This is a genomic window from Pseudomonas taetrolens, assembly GCF_900475285.1.
Taxonomy (GTDB): domain Bacteria; phylum Pseudomonadota; class Gammaproteobacteria; order Pseudomonadales; family Pseudomonadaceae; genus Aquipseudomonas; species Aquipseudomonas taetrolens.
The window spans coordinates 1,827,543-1,844,762 of sequence record NZ_LS483370.1 but is presented as its reverse complement, the minus strand read 5'-3'; the positions used below and the strand labels follow the sequence as shown (position 1 = coordinate 1,844,762).

Below are 17,220 nucleotides of genomic sequence, written 5' to 3'. Positions count from 1 at the left end.
GGGTTGTCGGCAACCTCGACGCCATCACGGGAAGCCGCTCGCGCATTGAACCGGGGCTCCGTCAGACGACGGGTTCGATGCCCCTGTTCAATGCCCGGCAACCACCTGCCCTGCTTGCCGTTGACCCTGTGGAAAGCCATGAGTCCTCGCGTTAAAGACAATCCACAGCCCCATCAGTAACAGCACCAGCAGCACCCATGGAAAGACGCCGACGCCCACCTGGTCGAGCAGCACACCTCCGCTCAATGCACCCACGGCTATGGCGCCGTTCCAGGCGACCACGTTCATCGACAGCGCGACATCAGCGCCCTCGCCTGCCGCGTCAGCCAATGCCGTTTGCAACAGGGTCGCAGCGCCACCAAAGGACAGCCCCCAGACGAAAATACCGGCATACACCACGGCCACCGAACGGGCGAACAAACCAAACAGCAAGGCGATCGCGGCGAAGGCCACCAGACAGGCCAGCACGGTCGTGCGCAAATGTCGGTCCACCAGCCGGCCGGTCAGCCAGATCCCGAGCAGCGCGGCCAGTCCGAACACCAGCAGTACCCGATCGACCTCTGCATCGAGCCCGGCGGGGGTCACGAACGGGGCGATGTAGGTGTAGAGAATGTTGTGCGCCAGCATCCAGGCGATCACCACGGCGAGCACCGAACGCACCCCCGGGGTGAACAGCACTCGGCGCAGCCCGATACGCTGATCCGAAGACTGGCCGGGGTAATCGGGTACTTTGACCAGTACCCAGACAATCAGTATCAGCGTCAGGATCGACATCAAACCGAAGGTGGTCCGCCACCCCATGAGTGTCCCCAGCCAGGTCCCCAGCGGCACACCCAGCGACAGCGCAATCGGCGCCCCCAGCATGGCCACCGCCATGGCGCGGCCCTGCTGGTGCGGGGCGACCATACGACGTGCATAACCCGCGAGCAGGCTCCAGGCCAGACCGGCCGAGGCTCCGGCAAAAAAACGCGCCACCAGCGTCACGCCATAATCGGTGGACCACGCAGTAATCGAATTGAACAGCAGAAAGCCCACAATTGTCAGCAGCAGCACATTGCGCCGGCGCCAGCCCTGAGTGGCAATGGTCAGCGGGATGGCCGCCAGCAACGAACCCAGCGCGAACACCGTCACCATCTGCCCCGCCAGTGCAGAGGACACCTCCAGCCCTTGACTGATCTCGTTTAACAAGCCGGCGGGCAAGGTCTCGGTTGCAATGCATATAAACCCCGTCATCGCGAGTGCAAGAAGTGCCCCCAGGGGAAGTCGCCCCGGTCTGTGTTGATTAATTGCCATGTCCTGTGCCGCCCTGCTAGTTATGTATCGATAGGTACAGATGTTGACCACGCAAAAGGTATTGGTCAACGACTTTTGTATCGAATAGTATTTATGTATTGAAATGAAGGAGACTGACATGGCACAGATGGGCCGCCCGCGTACGTTCGACCGCGACGCTGCAATCACACAAGCCATGCACCTGTTTTGGGAGCATGGCTACGATTCAACGTCCCTGAGCCAGCTCAAGGCCAATATGGGCTCCGGCATTTCCGCGCCCAGTTTTTACGCGGCCTTTGGCTCCAAGGAAGCCTTGTTCAAAGAGGTGATGGAGCGCTATCTGAACACTCACGGACGCGTGACCGAAAGCCTGCTCGACACGGCCCTGCCCCCGCGAGATGCCATCGAACTGGCCATGCGCCGGTCGGCCAGGATGCAATGCGAGCCTGATCATCCACGGGGGTGTCTGGTGGCCTTGGGGCTACTCAGTGCCTGCTCGCCAGAAACCGTTGCGATATGCGCTCCGCTCGCCGCCGCCCGGGCCCGCAACCGGGCAGGCTTCCTGGCCTGTGTCGAGCGCGGCATGGCTTCATCCGAGCTGACCGCACAAACGGATGCAGCGGCGCTGGCCACGCTGTTCGAAAGTTTCTTGCTCGGGCTGACAACCCTGGCCCGGGACGGTGTGCCGCATGCTGTTCTGGATGCTTCAGTGACGCAGGCAATGAGCGCCTGGGATGCCATGCGCTCCGATAAAGCCTGAGGTGCTTAGCCCTGCTTTTGGTGGGTCAACTCATCAATCAGCAACTGGGTCGGCGCAGTCAGTGCGACGCCTTGGCGGGTGACTATTTCGTAGGGTTCACTGCGGGACTTCAGCTCCAGCGGCAGATGCACCAGCATGCCGTGGGTGACGGCCATGCGCGCCACGTCGACCGGCATCACCGCCACCAGTTGTGGGTCTTGCAGGAGCAATGACAGGGTGGTGAAGGTTGAAGACGTTTCGATCGGGTACGTCGGGAAGTTGAGCCCGGCTTCACGAAACTCACGCTCCAGGGTCAGGCGCATGGGCATGTTGACCGGAAACACCACCCAACGTGAATCGGCCAGATCGCTCAGTACCAACGTCTCGCTCGCGGCAAATCGGTGGCCGGTGTTGGCCACCACAATCAACGGCTCCTGATCGCGGAGCCGGCAGTCGTAGGCAGCCGGGTGTTTGCTGACACTGGTTCGGCAAATGGCCAGATCCAGCCGCCCTTCATCGAGCAACGCCAGCAAACGGGCGCTGGTGTCCTCGACAATCTCGACCGAGAGTTCTGGCTGTTTGGCCCGCAAGCGCGCCAGACACTCCACCAGCACCGGCACCGCGCCCATGATCACGCCAATGGACAATCGACCGCCGTGGCCTTGCATGATGCCGAGCATTTCTTCGCGCAGATGGGCCACGTCGGTGTGGATCAGACGCGCATAACGGATCACGCAACGCCCCAGATCGTTGGCGACCAGGCCTTTGCTGGTGCGCTCGAACAAGGTCGACCCGAGAGTCGATTCAATTTCATGCAGCGCCCGCGTCGCGCCAGGCTGGGTAATGGCCACGGACTCTGCGGCCTTGTGCAGCGAACCGAATTCGTCCAGGGCGATCAGCAGCCGCAGTTGCTTGAGTCGCAAGCGGGAAATGATGGTGGTCAGAGATGGCAGCATGGGGGATGACAAATAGTTATCGCTCAATCAGCAGCTGTCATTAGGCAGCAATAGTCGCAAAACTTAAAGTGGGCCACACAAGGTTCTCAACGAACCGTCAATAACAACAATCTGCAAAGAGCCCACTTCATGCGTTTGATCCAGTTTGAAACAGCCCAAGGCCAGCGTCACGTCGGTGTCATTGAAGGCGATGTGATCCAGGTGGTTCGTGCAACCGAAAACACACGTGAGCTGGCCCTGAGTGCGATTCGCCAGGGCCATAGCCTGGCCGACGAAGTTCACGCCCGAGGCTGCGAGCCAAGCCCGGACAGCTATCGCCGGACGCTACAGGAAGGCCGGGTTCTGCCGCCACTGGATCATCAGGATCCGGCGCATTGCCTGATCAGTGGTACCGGTCTGACCCACCTGGGCAGCGCTTCGACCCGCGACAAAATGCACCAGCAAAATGCCGCCGATCAAAGTGCCATGACCGACTCGGCACGAATCTTCCAGTGGGGCATCGAGGGCGGACGCCCGCCGGCCGGCACCGCAGGGGTGCAACCTGAATGGTTCTACAAGGGCGACGGTTCGATTGTTGTGCGTCCGGGCAGCGCCTTCCAGACCCCCGCATTTGCCGAGGATGCCGGCGAAGAACCCGAGCTGACCGGGCTGTATGTGGTCGGCGACGATGGCAAGCCCTACCGCGTCGGGTTTGCCTTGGGCAACGAGTTCTCCGACCACGTCATGGAACGCCGTAACTACCTGTATCTGGCGCACTCCAAGCTGCGTAATTGCAGCTATGGCCCCGAGTTGCGCGTGGGGGACTTGCCTGGCCACCTGACCGGCATGAGCCGGATCCTGCGGGGCGAAGATGTGCTCTGGGAAAAGGAGTTCCTCAGCGGCGAGGACAACATGTGCCACAGCCTGGAAAACCTTGAATACCATCACTTCAAATACGCGCAATTCCTGCGCCCGGGTGACGTGCACGTGCATTTTTTCGGCACCGCCACGCTGTCCGTTGCCGACAATATCCAGACCCGTCCCGGGGATCGTTTCGAGATCAGCATGGCCGAGTTCGGCGAACCACTGATCAATGGCCTGCAAGCCGCGGCCCCGGAACTGAAGGCCGGAAAGGTGAATACTCTGTAAAAACGGCGGGCCTGATAACAGGCTCGCATCCCCTGCCCGCTTGATAAAAAACATAAAAAAGCGAGATGAGTATGAACAGTAAAACCGCTGCGCCAGGGCTCACCAAGGCGGCTGATGACGTAGCCGCCGCACGCCCCACCACCGTACGCTGGCGCATTTTCTTGATTCTGCTGCTGTTGTCGGCGATCAACTATATCGACCGCGCCTCACTGTCAGTGGCGATGCCGCTGATTTCCTCCGAGTTCGAAATGACCCCGGCGATGGAAGGCCTGATGCTCAGTGCCTTTTTCTGGTCGTACGCGCTGATGCAAATTCCCGGCGGCATGCTGCTGGACCGTTTTCAGGTGCGCAATATCGTCGGCGTCGCCACGGTGGGCTGGGGCTTCTTCCAGGCCATCGCCGGCGGCGCGCACAGCTGGCTGACCCTGCTGGCCACCCGCATCGGCCTGGGGGTGGCGGAGTCACCGATCATGCCGGCAGGCGCCAAGCTCAATGGCGCCTGGCTAACCCCCAACGAACGTGGACGCGGCGCGACCCTGGTGGACGGCGGTGCTCCGCTGGGCACCGCACTCGGCGCCATCATCATCGCCGGCCTGATCACCTGGTTCGATTCCTGGCGTATCGCATTCGTGATCGCCGGGGTCGGCACCATGATCGTCGGCGTCTGGGCCTGGTGGTACATCCGCAATAACCCTGCCGAACACCCGAAAGTGAACGCTGCTGAACTGGCGTACATCACCAACGCCAATGCCGAGGCCGCCAAGACCAATGGTGAGCGCAAGGCGATCCTCAAGGACCTGCTGAAAAGCCGTTCGGTACTGGCCATGTTCGCCGGCTACGCCTGCTACAACAGTGTGTTCTACGGCCTGTTGACCTGGATGCCGAGCTATCTGCACAAGGCCCATAACCTGGACATCAAGGCCATGGGCGGCGCGACATTTTTGATCTTCATGTGCGGTTTCGTCGGTGAGATCTTCGGCGGCTGGCTGGCAGACAAGTGGAAAGACGCCGGCGGTGCACCGAACAAGGTGATGCGCAGCATGTTCGCTGGCTCGGCCGCGATAGCCGCCTTGTGCATCCTGCTGGTGGCGTACACCCCCGATGCAGTAACCGTGATTGCACTGCTGTGTGTCGCCCTGTTCTTCATCCGCTGGTGCGGCATGTACTGGTGCCTTCCGGCGATCCTCGGCGGCAAGTCCAAGGCCGGCGTTCTGGGTGGCAGCATGAACTTCTGCGGCAACATGGTCGGCGTGATCGTGCCTATCCTCATCGGTCTGATCGTGCAGTTCACCGGGTCCTATTTCCTGGCGTTGATCTTCTTTGTGGTCATGGCCTTCGGCCTGATGCTGTTTTCCTCCCTCATCGACTACCGCGAACGCGGTCTGGCGTGAGTTTGCTCCCTTTATTCAGGTAACCGTGATGCAGCTGATAACTAAAACAGGCGGGGAAAACATTGCCAACGCCGTGATCCGTCTTAACCCGCTCGACGATGTACTGATTGCCCGCCAGCCGCTGCCCAAAGGGCTGGAGCTGGCGATCGAAGGCCTTGTCGCACTGGACGCGATTCCCTCGGGACACAAAATTGCGACCCGGGCCATCGACGCCGGTCAGCCTCTGCGTCGATACGGCCAGATCATTGGTTTCGCCAGCCAACCGATCAAGGCCGGTGAACATGTACACGTGCACAACCTGGCCATGGGCGACTTCTCCCGTGACTACGCGTTCGGTGTGGACGCTCGCGGTATCGGCCATCCGACCCGCGATACCTTCATGGGTATCGTGCGCCCCGATGGCCGGGTCGCCACGCGCAACTATGTGGGGATCCTGACGTCCGTCAACTGCTCGGCAACCGTGGCCAAGGCCATCGCCGATCATTTTCGCCGTGACATCAACCCGCAGGCCCTGGAGGACTTCCCGAACGTCGATGGCGTGGTCGCCCTCACCCACAGTTTCGGCTGCGCGGTAGACCCGGGCGGTGAAGCCCTGGCCATGCTGCGGCGCACCCTGGGGGGTTATGCCATCCACCCCAACTTTGCGTCCGTGCTGATGATCGGCCTGGGGTGCGAAACCAATCAGATTGCTGACTTGCTGGCCGCCCAGGGTCTGGAAAAAGGCGAGTTTCTGCGTGCCTTTACCATTCAGGGCACCGGCGGCACCTCGAAAACCATCGCCAGCGGGATCGCCCAGGTCAAATCGCTGCTGGCGGACGCCAATCGCGTGCAACGTGAGCCGGTGAGTGCCAGGCACCTGATCATTGGCCTGCAATGCGGTGGTTCGGATGGCTACTCGGGCATTACCGCCAACCCGGCGCTGGGCAATGCCGTTGACCGGCTGGTGGCGGCCGGCGGTACCGCGATTCTGTCTGAAACCCCTGAAATCTATGGTGCCGAACACTTGCTGACACGACGCGCCGTCAGCCGTGAAGTCGGTGAAAAACTGATTCAGCGCATCCACTGGTGGGAAGCCTATTGCCAGCGCATGAACGCTGAACTGAACAACAACCCGTCCGCCGGGAACAAGGCCGGTGGCTTGACCACCATTCTGGAAAAGTCGCTGGGTGCAGTGGCCAAGGCCGGCTCCAGCGACCTGGTGGACGTGTACGAGTATGCCGAGACTGTCCGCGCCCACGGTCTGGTGTTTATGGACACCCCGGGGTATGACCCGATCTCGGCCACGGGCCAGGTCGCCGGAGGCGCCAACCTGATCGCCTTTACCACTGGCCGGGGTTCGGCCTACGGCTGCGCACCCGCGCCATCGATCAAGCTGGCGACCAATACCCGGTTGTGGGAAACACAGGAAGAGGACATGGATGTGAACTGCGGCGGCATTGCCGACGGCAGCATGACCATCGAGGAGCGGGGTGAATACATCTACCGCATGATGCTGCGAATTGCCTCCGGTGAGCGCAGTAAAAGCGAGCAGCATGGTTACGGTCAGAACGAATTTGTGCCGTGGCAGATCGGCGCAATCACTTGATCGCCTGCGGGCGCCGTACGCGAACACCCATTTTTTGAGGACACATGCATGACGCAGATTACCGGCCACAACTTTATCGGCGGCCAGCGCAGCGCTGCCGGCACGGTGCAATTGCACAGTGTCGATGCCACCACCGGTGAGGCCTTGCCGTATCAGTTCATCCAGGCAACCGAGCAGGAAGTCGATGCCGCCGCCATGGCGGCAAGCGCGGCGTACCCGTTGTTTCGCAGCCTGGCCGCGGCCCGCCGCGCCGAGTTCCTGGAGGCCATCGCTGAAGAAATAGACGCCCTGGGCGATGATTTTGTCGCCATCGTCTGTCGCGAAACCGCCCTGCCCGCCGGGCGGATCCAGGGCGAGCGCGGCCGTACCAGCGGTCAAATGCGCCTGTTCGCCAACGTGCTGCGCCGGGGGGATTTTTATGGGGCCCGTATCGATCAGGCATTGCCCGAGCGCAAGCCCCTGCCACGGGTGGACCTGCGTCAATACCGCATCGGGGTAGGTCCGGTTGCCGTGTTTGGCGCGAGCAATTTCCCGTTGGCCTTCTCCACGGCCGGGGGTGATACCGCCGCCGCGCTCGCCGCGGGTTGCCCGGTAGTGTTCAAGGCCCACAGCGGGCACATGGCAACCGCCGAACAGGTGGCATTGGCGATTCAGCGCGCGGGCGAACGGACAAGCATGCCAGCGGGCGTGTTCAACATGATCTACGGCGCGGGCGTCGGAGCGACACTGGTCAAGCATCCCGCGATTCAGGCGGTTGGCTTTACCGGCTCATTGTCGGGCGGACGTGCGCTGTGTGACATGGCCGCGGCCAGGCCTCAACCGATCCCGGTGTTTGCCGAGATGTCGAGTATCAACCCGGTGCTGGTGTTGCCGGATGCCTTGAGCGAACGCGGGCAACAGATTGCCCAGGAACTGGGGGCCTCGGTGATGCTGGGTGCCGGCCAGTTCTGTACCAGCCCGGGGCTGGTGCTGGGCATCCGCTCCCCGGCTTTCAGCGATTTTGTCGAAGCGCTCGGGCAGTTCTTCAACGCCCAGCCTGCCCAGACCCTGCTCAATGCCGGCGGGTTGCGCAGCTATGCCCAGGGCATCAGCCGCCTCGCTGCGCAGCCCGGTATCCGTCTTATCGCCGGCCAGCCGCAACAGGGTCGCCAGGCCAGCCCGCAGCTGTTCCAGGCAGATATCCGCCTGTTGCTCGACGGCGCAGAGGTGCTGCAAGAGGAGGTGTTCGGCCCGACCACGCTGGTGGTCGAAGTGGCGGACAAGGCGCAGCTGATTCAAGCCGTGCACAGCCTGCACGGCCAACTGACCGCCACCTTGATTGCGCAGCCCGCCGACCTGCATGCCTTCGCCGAAGTCGTGCCGTTGCTGGAGCACAAGGCCGGGCGTCTGCTGCTCAATGGTTACCCGACAGGTGTCGAGGTATGCGATGCGATGGTTCACGGTGGCCCCTACCCTGCCACCTCGGACGCCCGCGGGACGTCAGTCGGCAGCCTGGCCATCGATCGTTTCCTGCGCCCGGTATGCTTTCAGAACTACCCGGACAGCCTGCTGCCCGATGCCCTGAAAGACGCTAACCCTTTGGGTATCCCGCGCCTGGTCAACGGCCTGCCGTGTGAGCGAACCTCGGGATCAATGCCCGGATAAAATGCCAGCAAGGGAGTTTTGTTCAATACGCCATTCACTCCAGCGTCTACCTTGTACGCTCACTCACAACAAGGATTAGAACGGCGATGAGCGTGTTGATCTCTATGGCAGCGTTTGCCCTGGCGGCATCCATTTCTCCGGGCCCGGTTAACGTCGTGGCCCTGAGTTCCGGGATGCAGTTCGGGCTTGTCCCCAGCTTGCGTCATGTGTTCGGAGCAACGGCCGGCTTTGTGGTACTGCTACTGTTTACCGGCTTCGGACTGCATGAGGTTCTGAAACAGTGGCCAATCCTCACCGAACTGATTCGCTGGGCGGGCGTTGCCTTCCTGCTGTATCTGGCCTGGAAACTGGCAGCCGATGATGGAGAACTGAGGGTTGACCGGGCCACACAGCAGCCGTCATACCTGCGCGGCGCCGTCATGCAATGGCTCAACCCCAAGGCCTGGCTGGCTGCAGTTGCCGGGATGGGAGCCTTCGTCGCCAGCGCAGAAACCACCCTGATCTGGTCATTCGCACTGATCTACTTTGTGGTCTGCTACCTGTCGGTAGCCTGCTGGGCCTTTGCCGGGGCGTTCCTGGGGCAATACCTGCGCAGCGCGGCCCGTATCCGCCTGTTCAACCGCTGCATGGCTGCCATGCTCGCAGGCTGTGCGTTGTCCTTGCTGTTTGTTTAAAGCTTGTACTGGCCCGGTGTGGCCGCCAGATGTTTTTTGAATACCCGCTGAAAATGCGCCTGATCCGCGAACCCGGTGGCCTGGGCGATATCGGCGATCTGTGCACCTTTGCGCAGTTGCGTCTGGGCGTGCTGGATCCGCCGGTTAATCAGGTAGGCATGTGGTGTCATGTGGTAGCGCTGCTCGAAAGCGCGGATCAGATAAGCCTCCGACAAACTCGCAGCCTCGCAGATATCGTGCAGGCGGACTGCATGCAGGAAATGCGCGTTGATGTACTCGGCAGCGCGCTCCACCTTCGGATTGACCTTCTTCAACGGTGGAACCGGACCACCCAGCGTCTGCTGCATCCGCATGAAAAAAGCCACGGCGGCTTCGTATTTGACCAGCGCGTCGAGGCTCGGATCAATCAGCTGTGTGTACAGCCCCATCAGCCCTTCGAACAAAGCGGGGGATGTCGTGTGAGTCGCCGCAAGCGGCTCGAATCCCTGCGCCGCGCCGTTGTCACAGCCCTGCTGAAGGTTGGCCAGCCAGTGCGCATCCACATACATCATCACGTAGGACCAGGGTTGATCCTCAATCGGATTGCAGGCGTGGACTTCACCCGGATTCATCAGCACCACCGTACCGCGACGGATGGTGTGCCGGGTCTTTTCATGCAGGTAGAGACTGCACCCCGAGGTAATCGCACCAATGGAGAAAATCTCATGGGAATGCAGGGCGTAGCAGACCTCACGGCCATCCTCTATCGAACGGGCCTCGATGAAGGGCAGCTGTGCGTCTCGCCAGAATCGGGGGGTAGCCGGCGTGGCCTCTATCGACATGGAAAGTACCTGATCAGGAACACTCATCACCTGCGGGACATCGAGCGCCTGGAGAAGCACCACACCCGCTGCTTGGGTTAACGGCTATTTGATCAACCTCGCTTCCTTGGACGGTCGATAACCAAAGTAGGCGCAGTAACACTTGCTGAAATGGCTGGGTGATACAAAACCGCACGCCACTGAAACGTCGACGATATTCAATGATGTGTGCTGCAGCAAGCGGCGGGCTTCAGTGATGCGCAAATCCATGTAGTAGCGCTGGGGGGTGGTCCCGAGTTGATCTTTAAACAGGCGCTCGATCTGCCGGCGTGAACGCCCGGCATAGAGGCACAGCGTTTCCAGCTCAAGCGGCTCCTCCAGATTGGCGTCCATCAAATTGACCACTTCGCGCAAAGGTCCGCTCACCGATGCATTCAACGACGGTTTTATCCGCCGGTAACGGGACGCCTCAAATGCAAGGATGTCTTCTATCCCGTCGGTAAGCCCCTTGTCGTACAAGGTCCTGATCCATTCCAGAGCCATGTAGAACGAGCCCGTCGGGCTGGAGGCCGTAAGGCGGTCGCGATCCACCACGTACGCTTCACTGGTGACCTGCGCCAGCCGTGCAAGCTCTGCCAACGCGGGACGATGTTCGGGATGAATCGCACACCGATACCCGTCGAGTAGCCCCGCCCGCCCCAGGAACCAGGCGCCGTTCCATATCCCCGCCAGGCTAACGCCCAGCTCACATGCTCCCTGCAGCAAACCCAGAAGCCGCTCATCGGCCTTGAGCTCTGTGCGGTATCCGCCGCAGATCACCAATAGATCCAGGTCTTGTATCTGCGCGTGGGAAAGCTGGTCATCGGGGCGGATCACCAGCCCCAGATCGCTGATCACTTCCCCTTTGGTCAGGCCAAAGGTCTTGCTGGTGAACAGCTCCGGCCTAAGCAGGTTCGCCGTAATGATCGTATCGAGCGCCTGGGTAAATGCAGGTAACGAAAAGTGCTCCAGCAGTAAAAAACCTGCCCGGGCGCCCAAGGCCGCCTGGCCTTCATGCTCTTTCAGATAACGAAGGTTCTTGCCCTTCATTGCACCACTGAACTGACGTCGCTCGATCAACGTTCGCCTCGCTTGGCAGGATTAAGATGAGCCTCCCTCCAGGATCGGTGGTTCCTGACCCGGCGGATCAGCCATCGAGGCAGACGCTGCAACAGCACACTACCGCACCCGGTTATCCACGACAAAGAACCTAAGAGGCCAACCGATCATCGCCTGAACAGGGTGACGTGGCAATGCCACTGCATGCCTCCCGCATCACGGGTCAATGGACCCCAGTCAACCAACGGGTTTTGCGACACAATGCAGCGGTCTAAAGATCTGGAGTATTCAATGTCCACCCTGCACTTTCGTAATGCCAAGCCCTCAGACGCCGTCCGCTGCTATCAAATCGAGTCGTGCGCCTATGAAGGCGACGAAGCCGCGACGCTGGAGAAAATTTCAACTCGCATTGCCCGGTACCCGCAGGGCTTTCTGATTCTGGAACAGGCCGAGGCAATCATCGGATTCATCAACAGCGGCTGCGCCCATCAGGTGGTGATGTCGGATGAAGCCTTCAAGGAGTTGGTGGGCCATGCCGAAGATGCACCCAACGTGGTGATCATGTCGGTGGTGGTAGACCCGGCACAGCAGGGCAAGGGTTACGCCAGCCTGATGATGCGCGAGTTCGTGCAGCGCATGCAGGGTCTGGGCAAGACCCACATTCATTTGATGTGCAAGGAACACCATGTCGGCCTGTATGAGCGAATGGGCTATCGCTACGTACAGCCTTCGCCTTCTGAGCATGGCGGCATGGCCTGGCATGAGATGGTCATGGCGCTGCCGACTACAATCGCCTAATACGTAAAGTCGTGTCCGAGCTCCTGCTGCATCCACTCCAGAAAGCGTCTGACCCGTGGAAAGTTCGAGTGCGCCCTGGGGAAAACCAGATGGTGCGCCGTGATTGAGGCACTCAGTTGCGGCGCAACTTCAACCAGGTCTCTCCGCGCCAGATACGCCTGTGCCAGTAAGGTGCTTTCCAGGGCAAAGCCAAGGCCGTGACTGGCAGCCTCCAGCGTCATGTATGAACGATCGAAGCTCAGCGTATAAGGCTTTTCAGGCCGTGACAGGCCGTATTGCGCGAACAGTTGAGGCCACTTGATCAGCGTGGCTTCCGAGAGGATCAACGGGCTGTCCAGCAAGTCGGCGACAGCGTTTATCGGGCGCTTTGCCAGAAGTTTCGGAGAAGCCAGCACCGCGATTTTTTCGTCGCGAACGGTACGGACTTCGTAGCTCGGCCAGTTGGGCATGCCATGCCGGATGTCGACATCAATTTTGTCACGACTGAAATGCAGCGACTCGTACGAGCATGAGAGATTGAGCTGGATATCAGGATGGCTCTCGCGAAACTGCTCCAGCCGCGGCATCAGCCACAGCAGGCCAAAACTGGGCGACGAGTGCAACCGCAGGCAGTCGAGGCTGACATCACTGGCGGCGCGCTCGGTGGCGACGGCCAGGCTGTGAAGCAGTCCGGAGACCTCGGTCAGGTATTGCTCGCCCACCGGGGTCAACGTCACACCCCGGGCGGTACGCAAGAACAATTGCCGACCAATCATGGCTTCCAGTTTGGCCAGTTGGTGGCTAACAGCCGAGGGCGTCAGGTCGAGCAGTTCTGCGGCACGGGCGACATTGCCAAAGCGTGCTGTTTGCTCGAAGGCCTGAATGGCTTTCAGGGGTGGCAGGATTGAAGGTGCATCGCCAGCTGACTTCATGATCTCGATTATTCCGCTGCAAAAGGCTTGAACCGGGCGTTCGGCTATTCAAGCATCGAAGCAGATCGCTGGCGAGTGCTGAATTTTTTTCAGCACTGAGTGAGAGTCTCGTTATTGCTCGAGCCCCGGCGGGAGGCCAAGCTGAGGCATCGATTCATTGCGGGTCGACCCAATAAGAATAATCAGAGGTTCTCTCACATGCTTCTACAAGGCAAAGTTGCGATCATCACCGGCGCAGCCTCCGCACGTGGCATTGGCCGCGCCACCGCCACCACCTTCGCCCGAGAGGGTGCCCGCGTCGTGATCCTCGATCTGGATCTGGCCGCCGCACGGGACGCCGCAGCGTCTCTGGGTGAAGGTCACCTCGGTCTCGCGGCCAACGTCGCGGACGAATCCCAGGTGCAGCTGGCCGTTGCACGCATCATCGAACATTTTGGCCGCATCGACATTCTGGTCAATAACGCTGGCATCACCCAACCCCTCAAGACCCTGGACATCCGCCCTTCGGATTACGACAAGGTGCTGGATGTCAGTTTGCGCGGCACCTTGCTGATGTCTCAGGCCGTCATTCCCACCATGCGCCAGCAAGCGAGCGGCAGCATCGTGTGCATGTCATCGGTGTCCGCGCAACGCGGGGGCGGCATTTTCGGCGGCCCGCACTATAGCGCGGCGAAGGCAGGCGTACTGGGCCTGGCCCGGGCCATGGCGCGTGAACTGGGTCCGGACAACGTGCGGGTGAACTCGATCGCTCCCGGACTGATTCACACCGACATCACGGGCGGCCTCATGCAGGACGATCGCCGCCACGCGATCATTGATGGCATTCCACTGGGACGTCTGGGTGAAGCCCGGGATGTGGCCAATGCTGCCTTGTTCCTGGCCAGCGACCTGTCCACCTACCTGACGGGAATCACGCTGGATGTGAATGGCGGCATGCTGATTCACTGATGACACCTGGCGGGCCACCCGGCCCGCGGATCTGGATCGACGACGCAGCCAGGCCCCCGGGCCTGGCGGTCAATAAAAACAAGAGATCAGACCATCATGACCACCCTGTCGCTCGAAGCGGTTTCGACCGTGCGCTCCAACGCCTACCGTAAAACCGCATGGCGCCTGATGCCGTTCCTGATGCTGTGTTACCTGTGTGCTTATCTCGACCGGGTCAACATCGGCTTTGCCAAGTTGCAGATGATGAACGATCTGGCGCTCAGTGAAACGGTTTATGGACTGGGCGCCGGTGTCTTCTTCATCGGTTATTTCCTCTGTGAAGTTCCCAGCAACATCATGCTCCACAAGATCGGTGCGCGGATCTGGATCGCCCGCATCATGATCACCTGGGGCATCATTTCCGCGCTGTTCGCTTTTGTCGAAACGGCCTGGCAATTTTATCTGCTGCGTTTTCTGCTGGGGATCGCCGAAGCGGGTCTCGCGCCCGGTTTATTGTTGTATCTGACCTACTGGTTTCCGTCGTACCGGCGAGCGCGCATGACCGTGTTGTGGTTCATCGCCATTCCGCTTTCCGGCATGGTCGGCGGCCCGCTATCGGGCTGGATCATGACGCATTTTGCCGGTGTCCACGGATGGGCGGGCTGGCAATGGATGTTCGTACTGGAAGCCGTGCCCACGGTGGTCGTCGGGCTTCTGGTGTTGAGTTATCTCAAGGACGGCGTACATCAGGCCAGCTGGCTCAGTGACGAAGAAAAGGACCTGGTCAGTCAAGAACTGGCAGAGGATGAACAGCACAAGGTCAAGCATGCTTCTGTGGGGGACTTCATTCGCGACCGTCGCCTCTGGTTGCTGGCCTCCATCTACTTCTGCGTCGTGATGGGGCAGTACGCAATCACCTTCTGGTTACCGACACTGGTGCGTAACGCAGGAGTCTCCGATCCGATGAAAGTCGGGCTGCTGACCAGCCTGCCGTACCTCTGCGCCATTGCCGCGATGCTGCTGGTGGGACGCAGCGGTGACAAACACCGTGAGCGGCGCTGGCACCTGATCGGCCCGATGCTTGCCGGTGCATTCGGCCTGACACTGGCGGCTGCGATGGGCGGCAACTTGCTGCTGTCCATTCTCAGCCTGTGCCTCGCGGCGTCCGGCATTCTGTCTGCCTCATCCATGTTCTGGATGTTGCCCACCACGTTGCTGGGCGGTGTATCCGCTGCCGCGGGTATCGCCGCCGTCAACAGTTTCGCCAACCTTGCCGGTTTCTTTTCGCCCTATCTGATCGGCTGGGTTACCACCCTCACGGGTTCAAGCGCCATCGGCATGTACCTGATTACCGGCGTCCTGGCAGGCGGTGCCTTGCTGGTACTGCGCATTCCCGCCGCCCTGGTCAATCGTTGAGTTAACGGAGTTTTCATCATGACTGCACATTCTTCATCCGCGTCATCCATCCCCTTGGTCGAACGGGCTCACAACATTCGCCGGCATGCGCTGAAAATGGGTCAAGTCCAGGGTCAGGGCTATGTCGGCCAGGCTCTGGGGGCAGCCGACCTGCTGGCCGTGTCGTATTTTCATGCGATGAACTATCGCCCGCAAGACCCTGAATGGGAGGCTCGCGACCGCTTCTACCTGTCGATCGGTCATTACGCCATTGCGCTGTACGCGGCCTTGATCGAAGCCCGGATCATTCCGCTGGATGAACTGGAAACCTACGGTTCGGATGACAGCCGCTTGCCGATGTCAGGAATGGCCGCCTATACCCCGGGCATGGAAATCACCGGAGGCTCGCTGGGTCAGGGGCTGGGCATCGCCGTGGGTGCTTGCCTGGGGCTCAAGCGCAAACGCTCGACGGCATTCGTCTACAACTTGCTGTCGGACGGCGAGTTGAACGAGGGATCGACCTGGGAAGCCGTGATGTCAGCCTCCCACTGGAAGCTCGATAACCTGATCGCCATTGTCGACGTCAACAACCAGCAGGCAGATGGTCACTCCAGTGAAATCCTTTCGTTCGAGCCCATCGTTGACCGCTGGCAAGCGTTCGGCTGGTTCACCCAGCGGGTGGACGGCAACGATCTGGAAGCACTGGTCGCCGCGTTCGATGCCGCGCGCAGCCATGCCGGACCCCAACCTCGGGTCATCATCTGCGATACCCGGATGGGCAAGGGGGTGCCGTTTCTGGAAACCCGCGAGAAGACTCATTTCATTCGCGTGGAAGAGCACGAATGGGACCTGGCACTGAGCAACCTTGAGGAAGGAAAAAACAATGAATAACGCTGCCAATACCCCGGCAAAAAAACGCCTCACGACCTCGGCAATGATTGCCTCGATTGCCTCTGAAGGCCAGGCCACAAAGTCGGCACCCTTTGGTCACGCGCTCGCTGAACTGGCAAATCAACGCCAGGACATCGTCGGCCTGTCAGCCGACTTGTCCAAGTACACCGACCTGCACATTTTCGCCAAGGCCCACCCGGAGCGTTTCTATCAAATGGGCATGGCCGAGCAATTGCTCATGAGTGCCGCGGCCGGGATGGCGCGTGAAGGCTTCGTACCTTTCGCCACCACCTACGCCGTGTTTGCCTCTCGCCGCGCCTATGACTTCATCTGCATGGCCATTGCCGAAGAGAATCTCAATGTAAAAATTGTCTGCGGCTTGCCCGGCCTCACCACCGGTTATGGCCCAAGCCACCAGGCAACCGATGACCTGGCCATCTTTCGCGCCATGCCGAACCTGATGATCGTCGACCCTTGCGATGCGCTGGAAATCGAACAGGCAGTGCCGGCCATCGCCGCACATCAGGGGCCGGTCTACATGCGCTTGCTGCGCGGTAACGTGCCATTGGTCCTGGACGAATACGGTTACACCTTCGAGATTGGCAAGGCCAAGACCCTGCGCACTGGCAACGATGTATTGATCATCTCGACGGGTTTGATGACGATGCGAGCACTGGAGGCCGCCAAGCTGTTACAAGCCGATGGCGTGGACGTGGCGGTGCTGCACGTACCGACGATCAAGCCGCTGGATGAGCAGACCATTCTCGCCGAAGCCCGCAAGCCCGGGCGGTTGGTGGTGACCGCAGAAAACCATTCCATCATCGGCGGCCTGGGCGAGGCCGTTGCGACCGTCCTGCTGCGCAACGGGGTGACCCCCACCTTTCGGCAAATCGCATTGCCCGATGCCTTCCTCGATGCCGGCGCCCTGCCGACCCTGCATGATCGCTACGGTATTTCGACAAATGCCGTCAGTGCCCGGATCAAAGCCTGGCTCTGAGCTGCCTGCGCCAG

Annotated in this window: 16 protein-coding genes; 11 read left to right on the top strand and 5 right to left on the bottom strand. The window is 60.6% G+C overall.

The genetic code is table 11. The features are described 5' to 3' along the window. Window positions 1-87 precede the first annotated feature (87 nt). A complete protein-coding gene (locus DQN55_RS08655; RefSeq protein WP_048383317.1) occupies window positions 88-1,293 on the bottom strand; it encodes an MFS transporter in 1,206 nt (401 codons plus the stop codon). 118 nt (window positions 1,294-1,411) lie between these two features. On the opposite strand from DQN55_RS08655, the gene DQN55_RS08650 reads away from it, so the two are divergent. Next, window positions 1,412-2,032: a TetR/AcrR family transcriptional regulator gene (locus tag DQN55_RS08650; protein ID WP_048383316.1), complete on the top strand. Its 621-nt coding sequence runs from the start codon at window positions 1,412-1,414 to the stop codon at window positions 2,030-2,032. A gap of 5 nt (window positions 2,033-2,037) precedes the next feature. Here the strand turns inward: DQN55_RS08650 and DQN55_RS08645 are convergent, their stop codons facing one another. Further along, window positions 2,038-2,967 (bottom strand): LysR family transcriptional regulator, encoded by a 930-nt coding sequence (locus DQN55_RS08645; protein ID WP_048383315.1) that lies wholly within the window; start codon window positions 2,965-2,967, stop codon window positions 2,038-2,040. 129 nt (window positions 2,968-3,096) lie between these two features. Between DQN55_RS08645 and araD1 the strand changes: the two genes are divergently transcribed. The 5 genes from araD1 (at window position 3,097) to DQN55_RS08620 (ending at window position 9,389) form a co-directional block, all read left to right on the top strand. Continuing rightward, window positions 3,097-4,095, top strand: coding sequence for an AraD1 family protein (gene araD1 / locus DQN55_RS08640; protein ID WP_048383314.1), 999 nt, complete (start codon window positions 3,097-3,099; stop codon window positions 4,093-4,095). A gap of 71 nt (window positions 4,096-4,166) precedes the next feature. Beyond that, a complete protein-coding gene (locus tag DQN55_RS08635; protein WP_048383313.1) occupies window positions 4,167-5,486 on the top strand; it encodes an MFS transporter in 1,320 nt (439 codons plus the stop codon). 28 nt (window positions 5,487-5,514) lie between these two features. Further along, on the top strand, window positions 5,515-7,071 hold the full coding sequence (locus tag DQN55_RS08630) for a UxaA family hydrolase (RefSeq protein WP_048383312.1): 1,557 nt from the start codon (window positions 5,515-5,517) through the stop codon (window positions 7,069-7,071). A gap of 48 nt (window positions 7,072-7,119) precedes the next feature. Next, complete coding sequence (locus DQN55_RS08625; protein WP_048383311.1) at window positions 7,120-8,715, top strand: aldehyde dehydrogenase (NADP(+)); 1,596 nt, start codon at window positions 7,120-7,122, stop codon at window positions 8,713-8,715. Between the two features lie 86 nt (window positions 8,716-8,801). Next, window positions 8,802-9,389, top strand: coding sequence for a LysE family translocator (locus DQN55_RS08620; protein ID WP_048383310.1), 588 nt, complete (start codon window positions 8,802-8,804; stop codon window positions 9,387-9,389). Here DQN55_RS08620 and DQN55_RS08615 read toward each other — a convergent pair. Then, window positions 9,386-10,210, bottom strand: a complete 825-nt coding sequence (locus tag DQN55_RS08615; protein WP_048383309.1) for an AraC family transcriptional regulator — start codon at window positions 10,208-10,210, stop codon at window positions 9,386-9,388. The genes DQN55_RS08620 and DQN55_RS08615 overlap by 4 nt on opposite strands. An 84-nt stretch (window positions 10,211-10,294) precedes the next feature. Then, complete coding sequence (locus DQN55_RS08610) at window positions 10,295-11,308, bottom strand: GlxA family transcriptional regulator (protein WP_172601023.1); 1,014 nt, start codon at window positions 11,306-11,308, stop codon at window positions 10,295-10,297. 270 nt (window positions 11,309-11,578) lie between these two features. Here DQN55_RS08610 and DQN55_RS08605 point away from each other — a divergent pair, with 270 nt between their 5' ends. After that, entirely contained in the window at window positions 11,579-12,085 is a 507-nt protein-coding gene (locus tag DQN55_RS08605; protein WP_048383307.1) for a GNAT family N-acetyltransferase, read from the top strand. Here DQN55_RS08605 and DQN55_RS08600 read toward each other — a convergent pair. Further along, window positions 12,082-12,996: a LysR substrate-binding domain-containing protein gene (locus tag DQN55_RS08600; RefSeq protein WP_048383306.1), complete on the bottom strand. Its 915-nt coding sequence runs from the start codon at window positions 12,994-12,996 to the stop codon at window positions 12,082-12,084. The genes DQN55_RS08605 and DQN55_RS08600 overlap by 4 nt on opposite strands. A 198-nt stretch (window positions 12,997-13,194) precedes the next feature. Here DQN55_RS08600 and DQN55_RS08595 point away from each other — a divergent pair, with 198 nt between their 5' ends. The 4 genes from DQN55_RS08595 (at window position 13,195) to DQN55_RS08580 (ending at window position 17,206) form a co-directional block, all read left to right on the top strand. Continuing rightward, complete coding sequence (locus DQN55_RS08595) at window positions 13,195-13,944, top strand: SDR family NAD(P)-dependent oxidoreductase (RefSeq protein ID WP_048383305.1); 750 nt, start codon at window positions 13,195-13,197, stop codon at window positions 13,942-13,944. A 96-nt stretch (window positions 13,945-14,040) separates the two neighbouring features. Beyond that, window positions 14,041-15,339, top strand: a complete 1,299-nt coding sequence (locus tag DQN55_RS08590; protein WP_048383304.1) for an MFS transporter — start codon at window positions 14,041-14,043, stop codon at window positions 15,337-15,339. 18 nt (window positions 15,340-15,357) lie between these two features. Then, entirely contained in the window at window positions 15,358-16,209 is an 852-nt protein-coding gene (locus tag DQN55_RS08585; RefSeq protein ID WP_048383303.1) for a transketolase, read from the top strand. Continuing rightward, on the top strand, window positions 16,202-17,206 hold the full coding sequence (locus DQN55_RS08580) for a transketolase family protein (RefSeq protein ID WP_048383302.1): 1,005 nt from the start codon (window positions 16,202-16,204) through the stop codon (window positions 17,204-17,206). The genes DQN55_RS08585 and DQN55_RS08580 overlap by 8 nt, the downstream gene beginning before the upstream one ends. Window positions 17,207-17,220: the final 14 nt, after the last annotated feature.

What these genes read in the sequence shown, in the direction of transcription:
- DQN55_RS08585 (WP_048383303.1), top strand. Translation starts at nt 15,358, where the DNA reads ATGACTGCACATTCTTCATCCGCGTCATCCATCCCCTTGGTCGAACGG.
- DQN55_RS08595 (WP_048383305.1), top strand. Translation starts at nt 13,195, where the DNA reads ATGCTTCTACAAGGCAAAGTTGCGATCATCACCGGCGCAGCCTCCGCA.
- DQN55_RS08615 (WP_048383309.1), bottom strand. Translation starts at nt 10,210, where the DNA reads ATGTCGATAGAGGCCACGCCGGCTACCCCCCGATTCTGGCGAGACGCA.
- DQN55_RS08600 (WP_048383306.1), bottom strand. Translation starts at nt 12,996, where the DNA reads ATGAAGTCAGCTGGCGATGCACCTTCAATCCTGCCACCCCTGAAAGCC.
- DQN55_RS08645 (WP_048383315.1), bottom strand. Translation starts at nt 2,967, where the DNA reads ATGCTGCCATCTCTGACCACCATCATTTCCCGCTTGCGACTCAAGCAA.
- DQN55_RS08650 (WP_048383316.1), top strand. Translation starts at nt 1,412, where the DNA reads ATGGCACAGATGGGCCGCCCGCGTACGTTCGACCGCGACGCTGCAATC.
- araD1 (WP_048383314.1), top strand. Translation starts at nt 3,097, where the DNA reads ATGCGTTTGATCCAGTTTGAAACAGCCCAAGGCCAGCGTCACGTCGGT.
- DQN55_RS08590 (WP_048383304.1), top strand. Translation starts at nt 14,041, where the DNA reads ATGACCACCCTGTCGCTCGAAGCGGTTTCGACCGTGCGCTCCAACGCC.
- DQN55_RS08630 (WP_048383312.1), top strand. Translation starts at nt 5,515, where the DNA reads ATGCAGCTGATAACTAAAACAGGCGGGGAAAACATTGCCAACGCCGTG.
- DQN55_RS08605 (WP_048383307.1), top strand. Translation starts at nt 11,579, where the DNA reads ATGTCCACCCTGCACTTTCGTAATGCCAAGCCCTCAGACGCCGTCCGC.
- DQN55_RS08655 (WP_048383317.1), bottom strand. Translation starts at nt 1,293, where the DNA reads ATGGCAATTAATCAACACAGACCGGGGCGACTTCCCCTGGGGGCACTT.
- DQN55_RS08625 (WP_048383311.1), top strand. Translation starts at nt 7,120, where the DNA reads ATGACGCAGATTACCGGCCACAACTTTATCGGCGGCCAGCGCAGCGCT.
- DQN55_RS08580 (WP_048383302.1), top strand. Translation starts at nt 16,202, where the DNA reads ATGAATAACGCTGCCAATACCCCGGCAAAAAAACGCCTCACGACCTCG.
- DQN55_RS08620 (WP_048383310.1), top strand. Translation starts at nt 8,802, where the DNA reads ATGAGCGTGTTGATCTCTATGGCAGCGTTTGCCCTGGCGGCATCCATT.
- DQN55_RS08635 (WP_048383313.1), top strand. Translation starts at nt 4,167, where the DNA reads ATGAACAGTAAAACCGCTGCGCCAGGGCTCACCAAGGCGGCTGATGAC.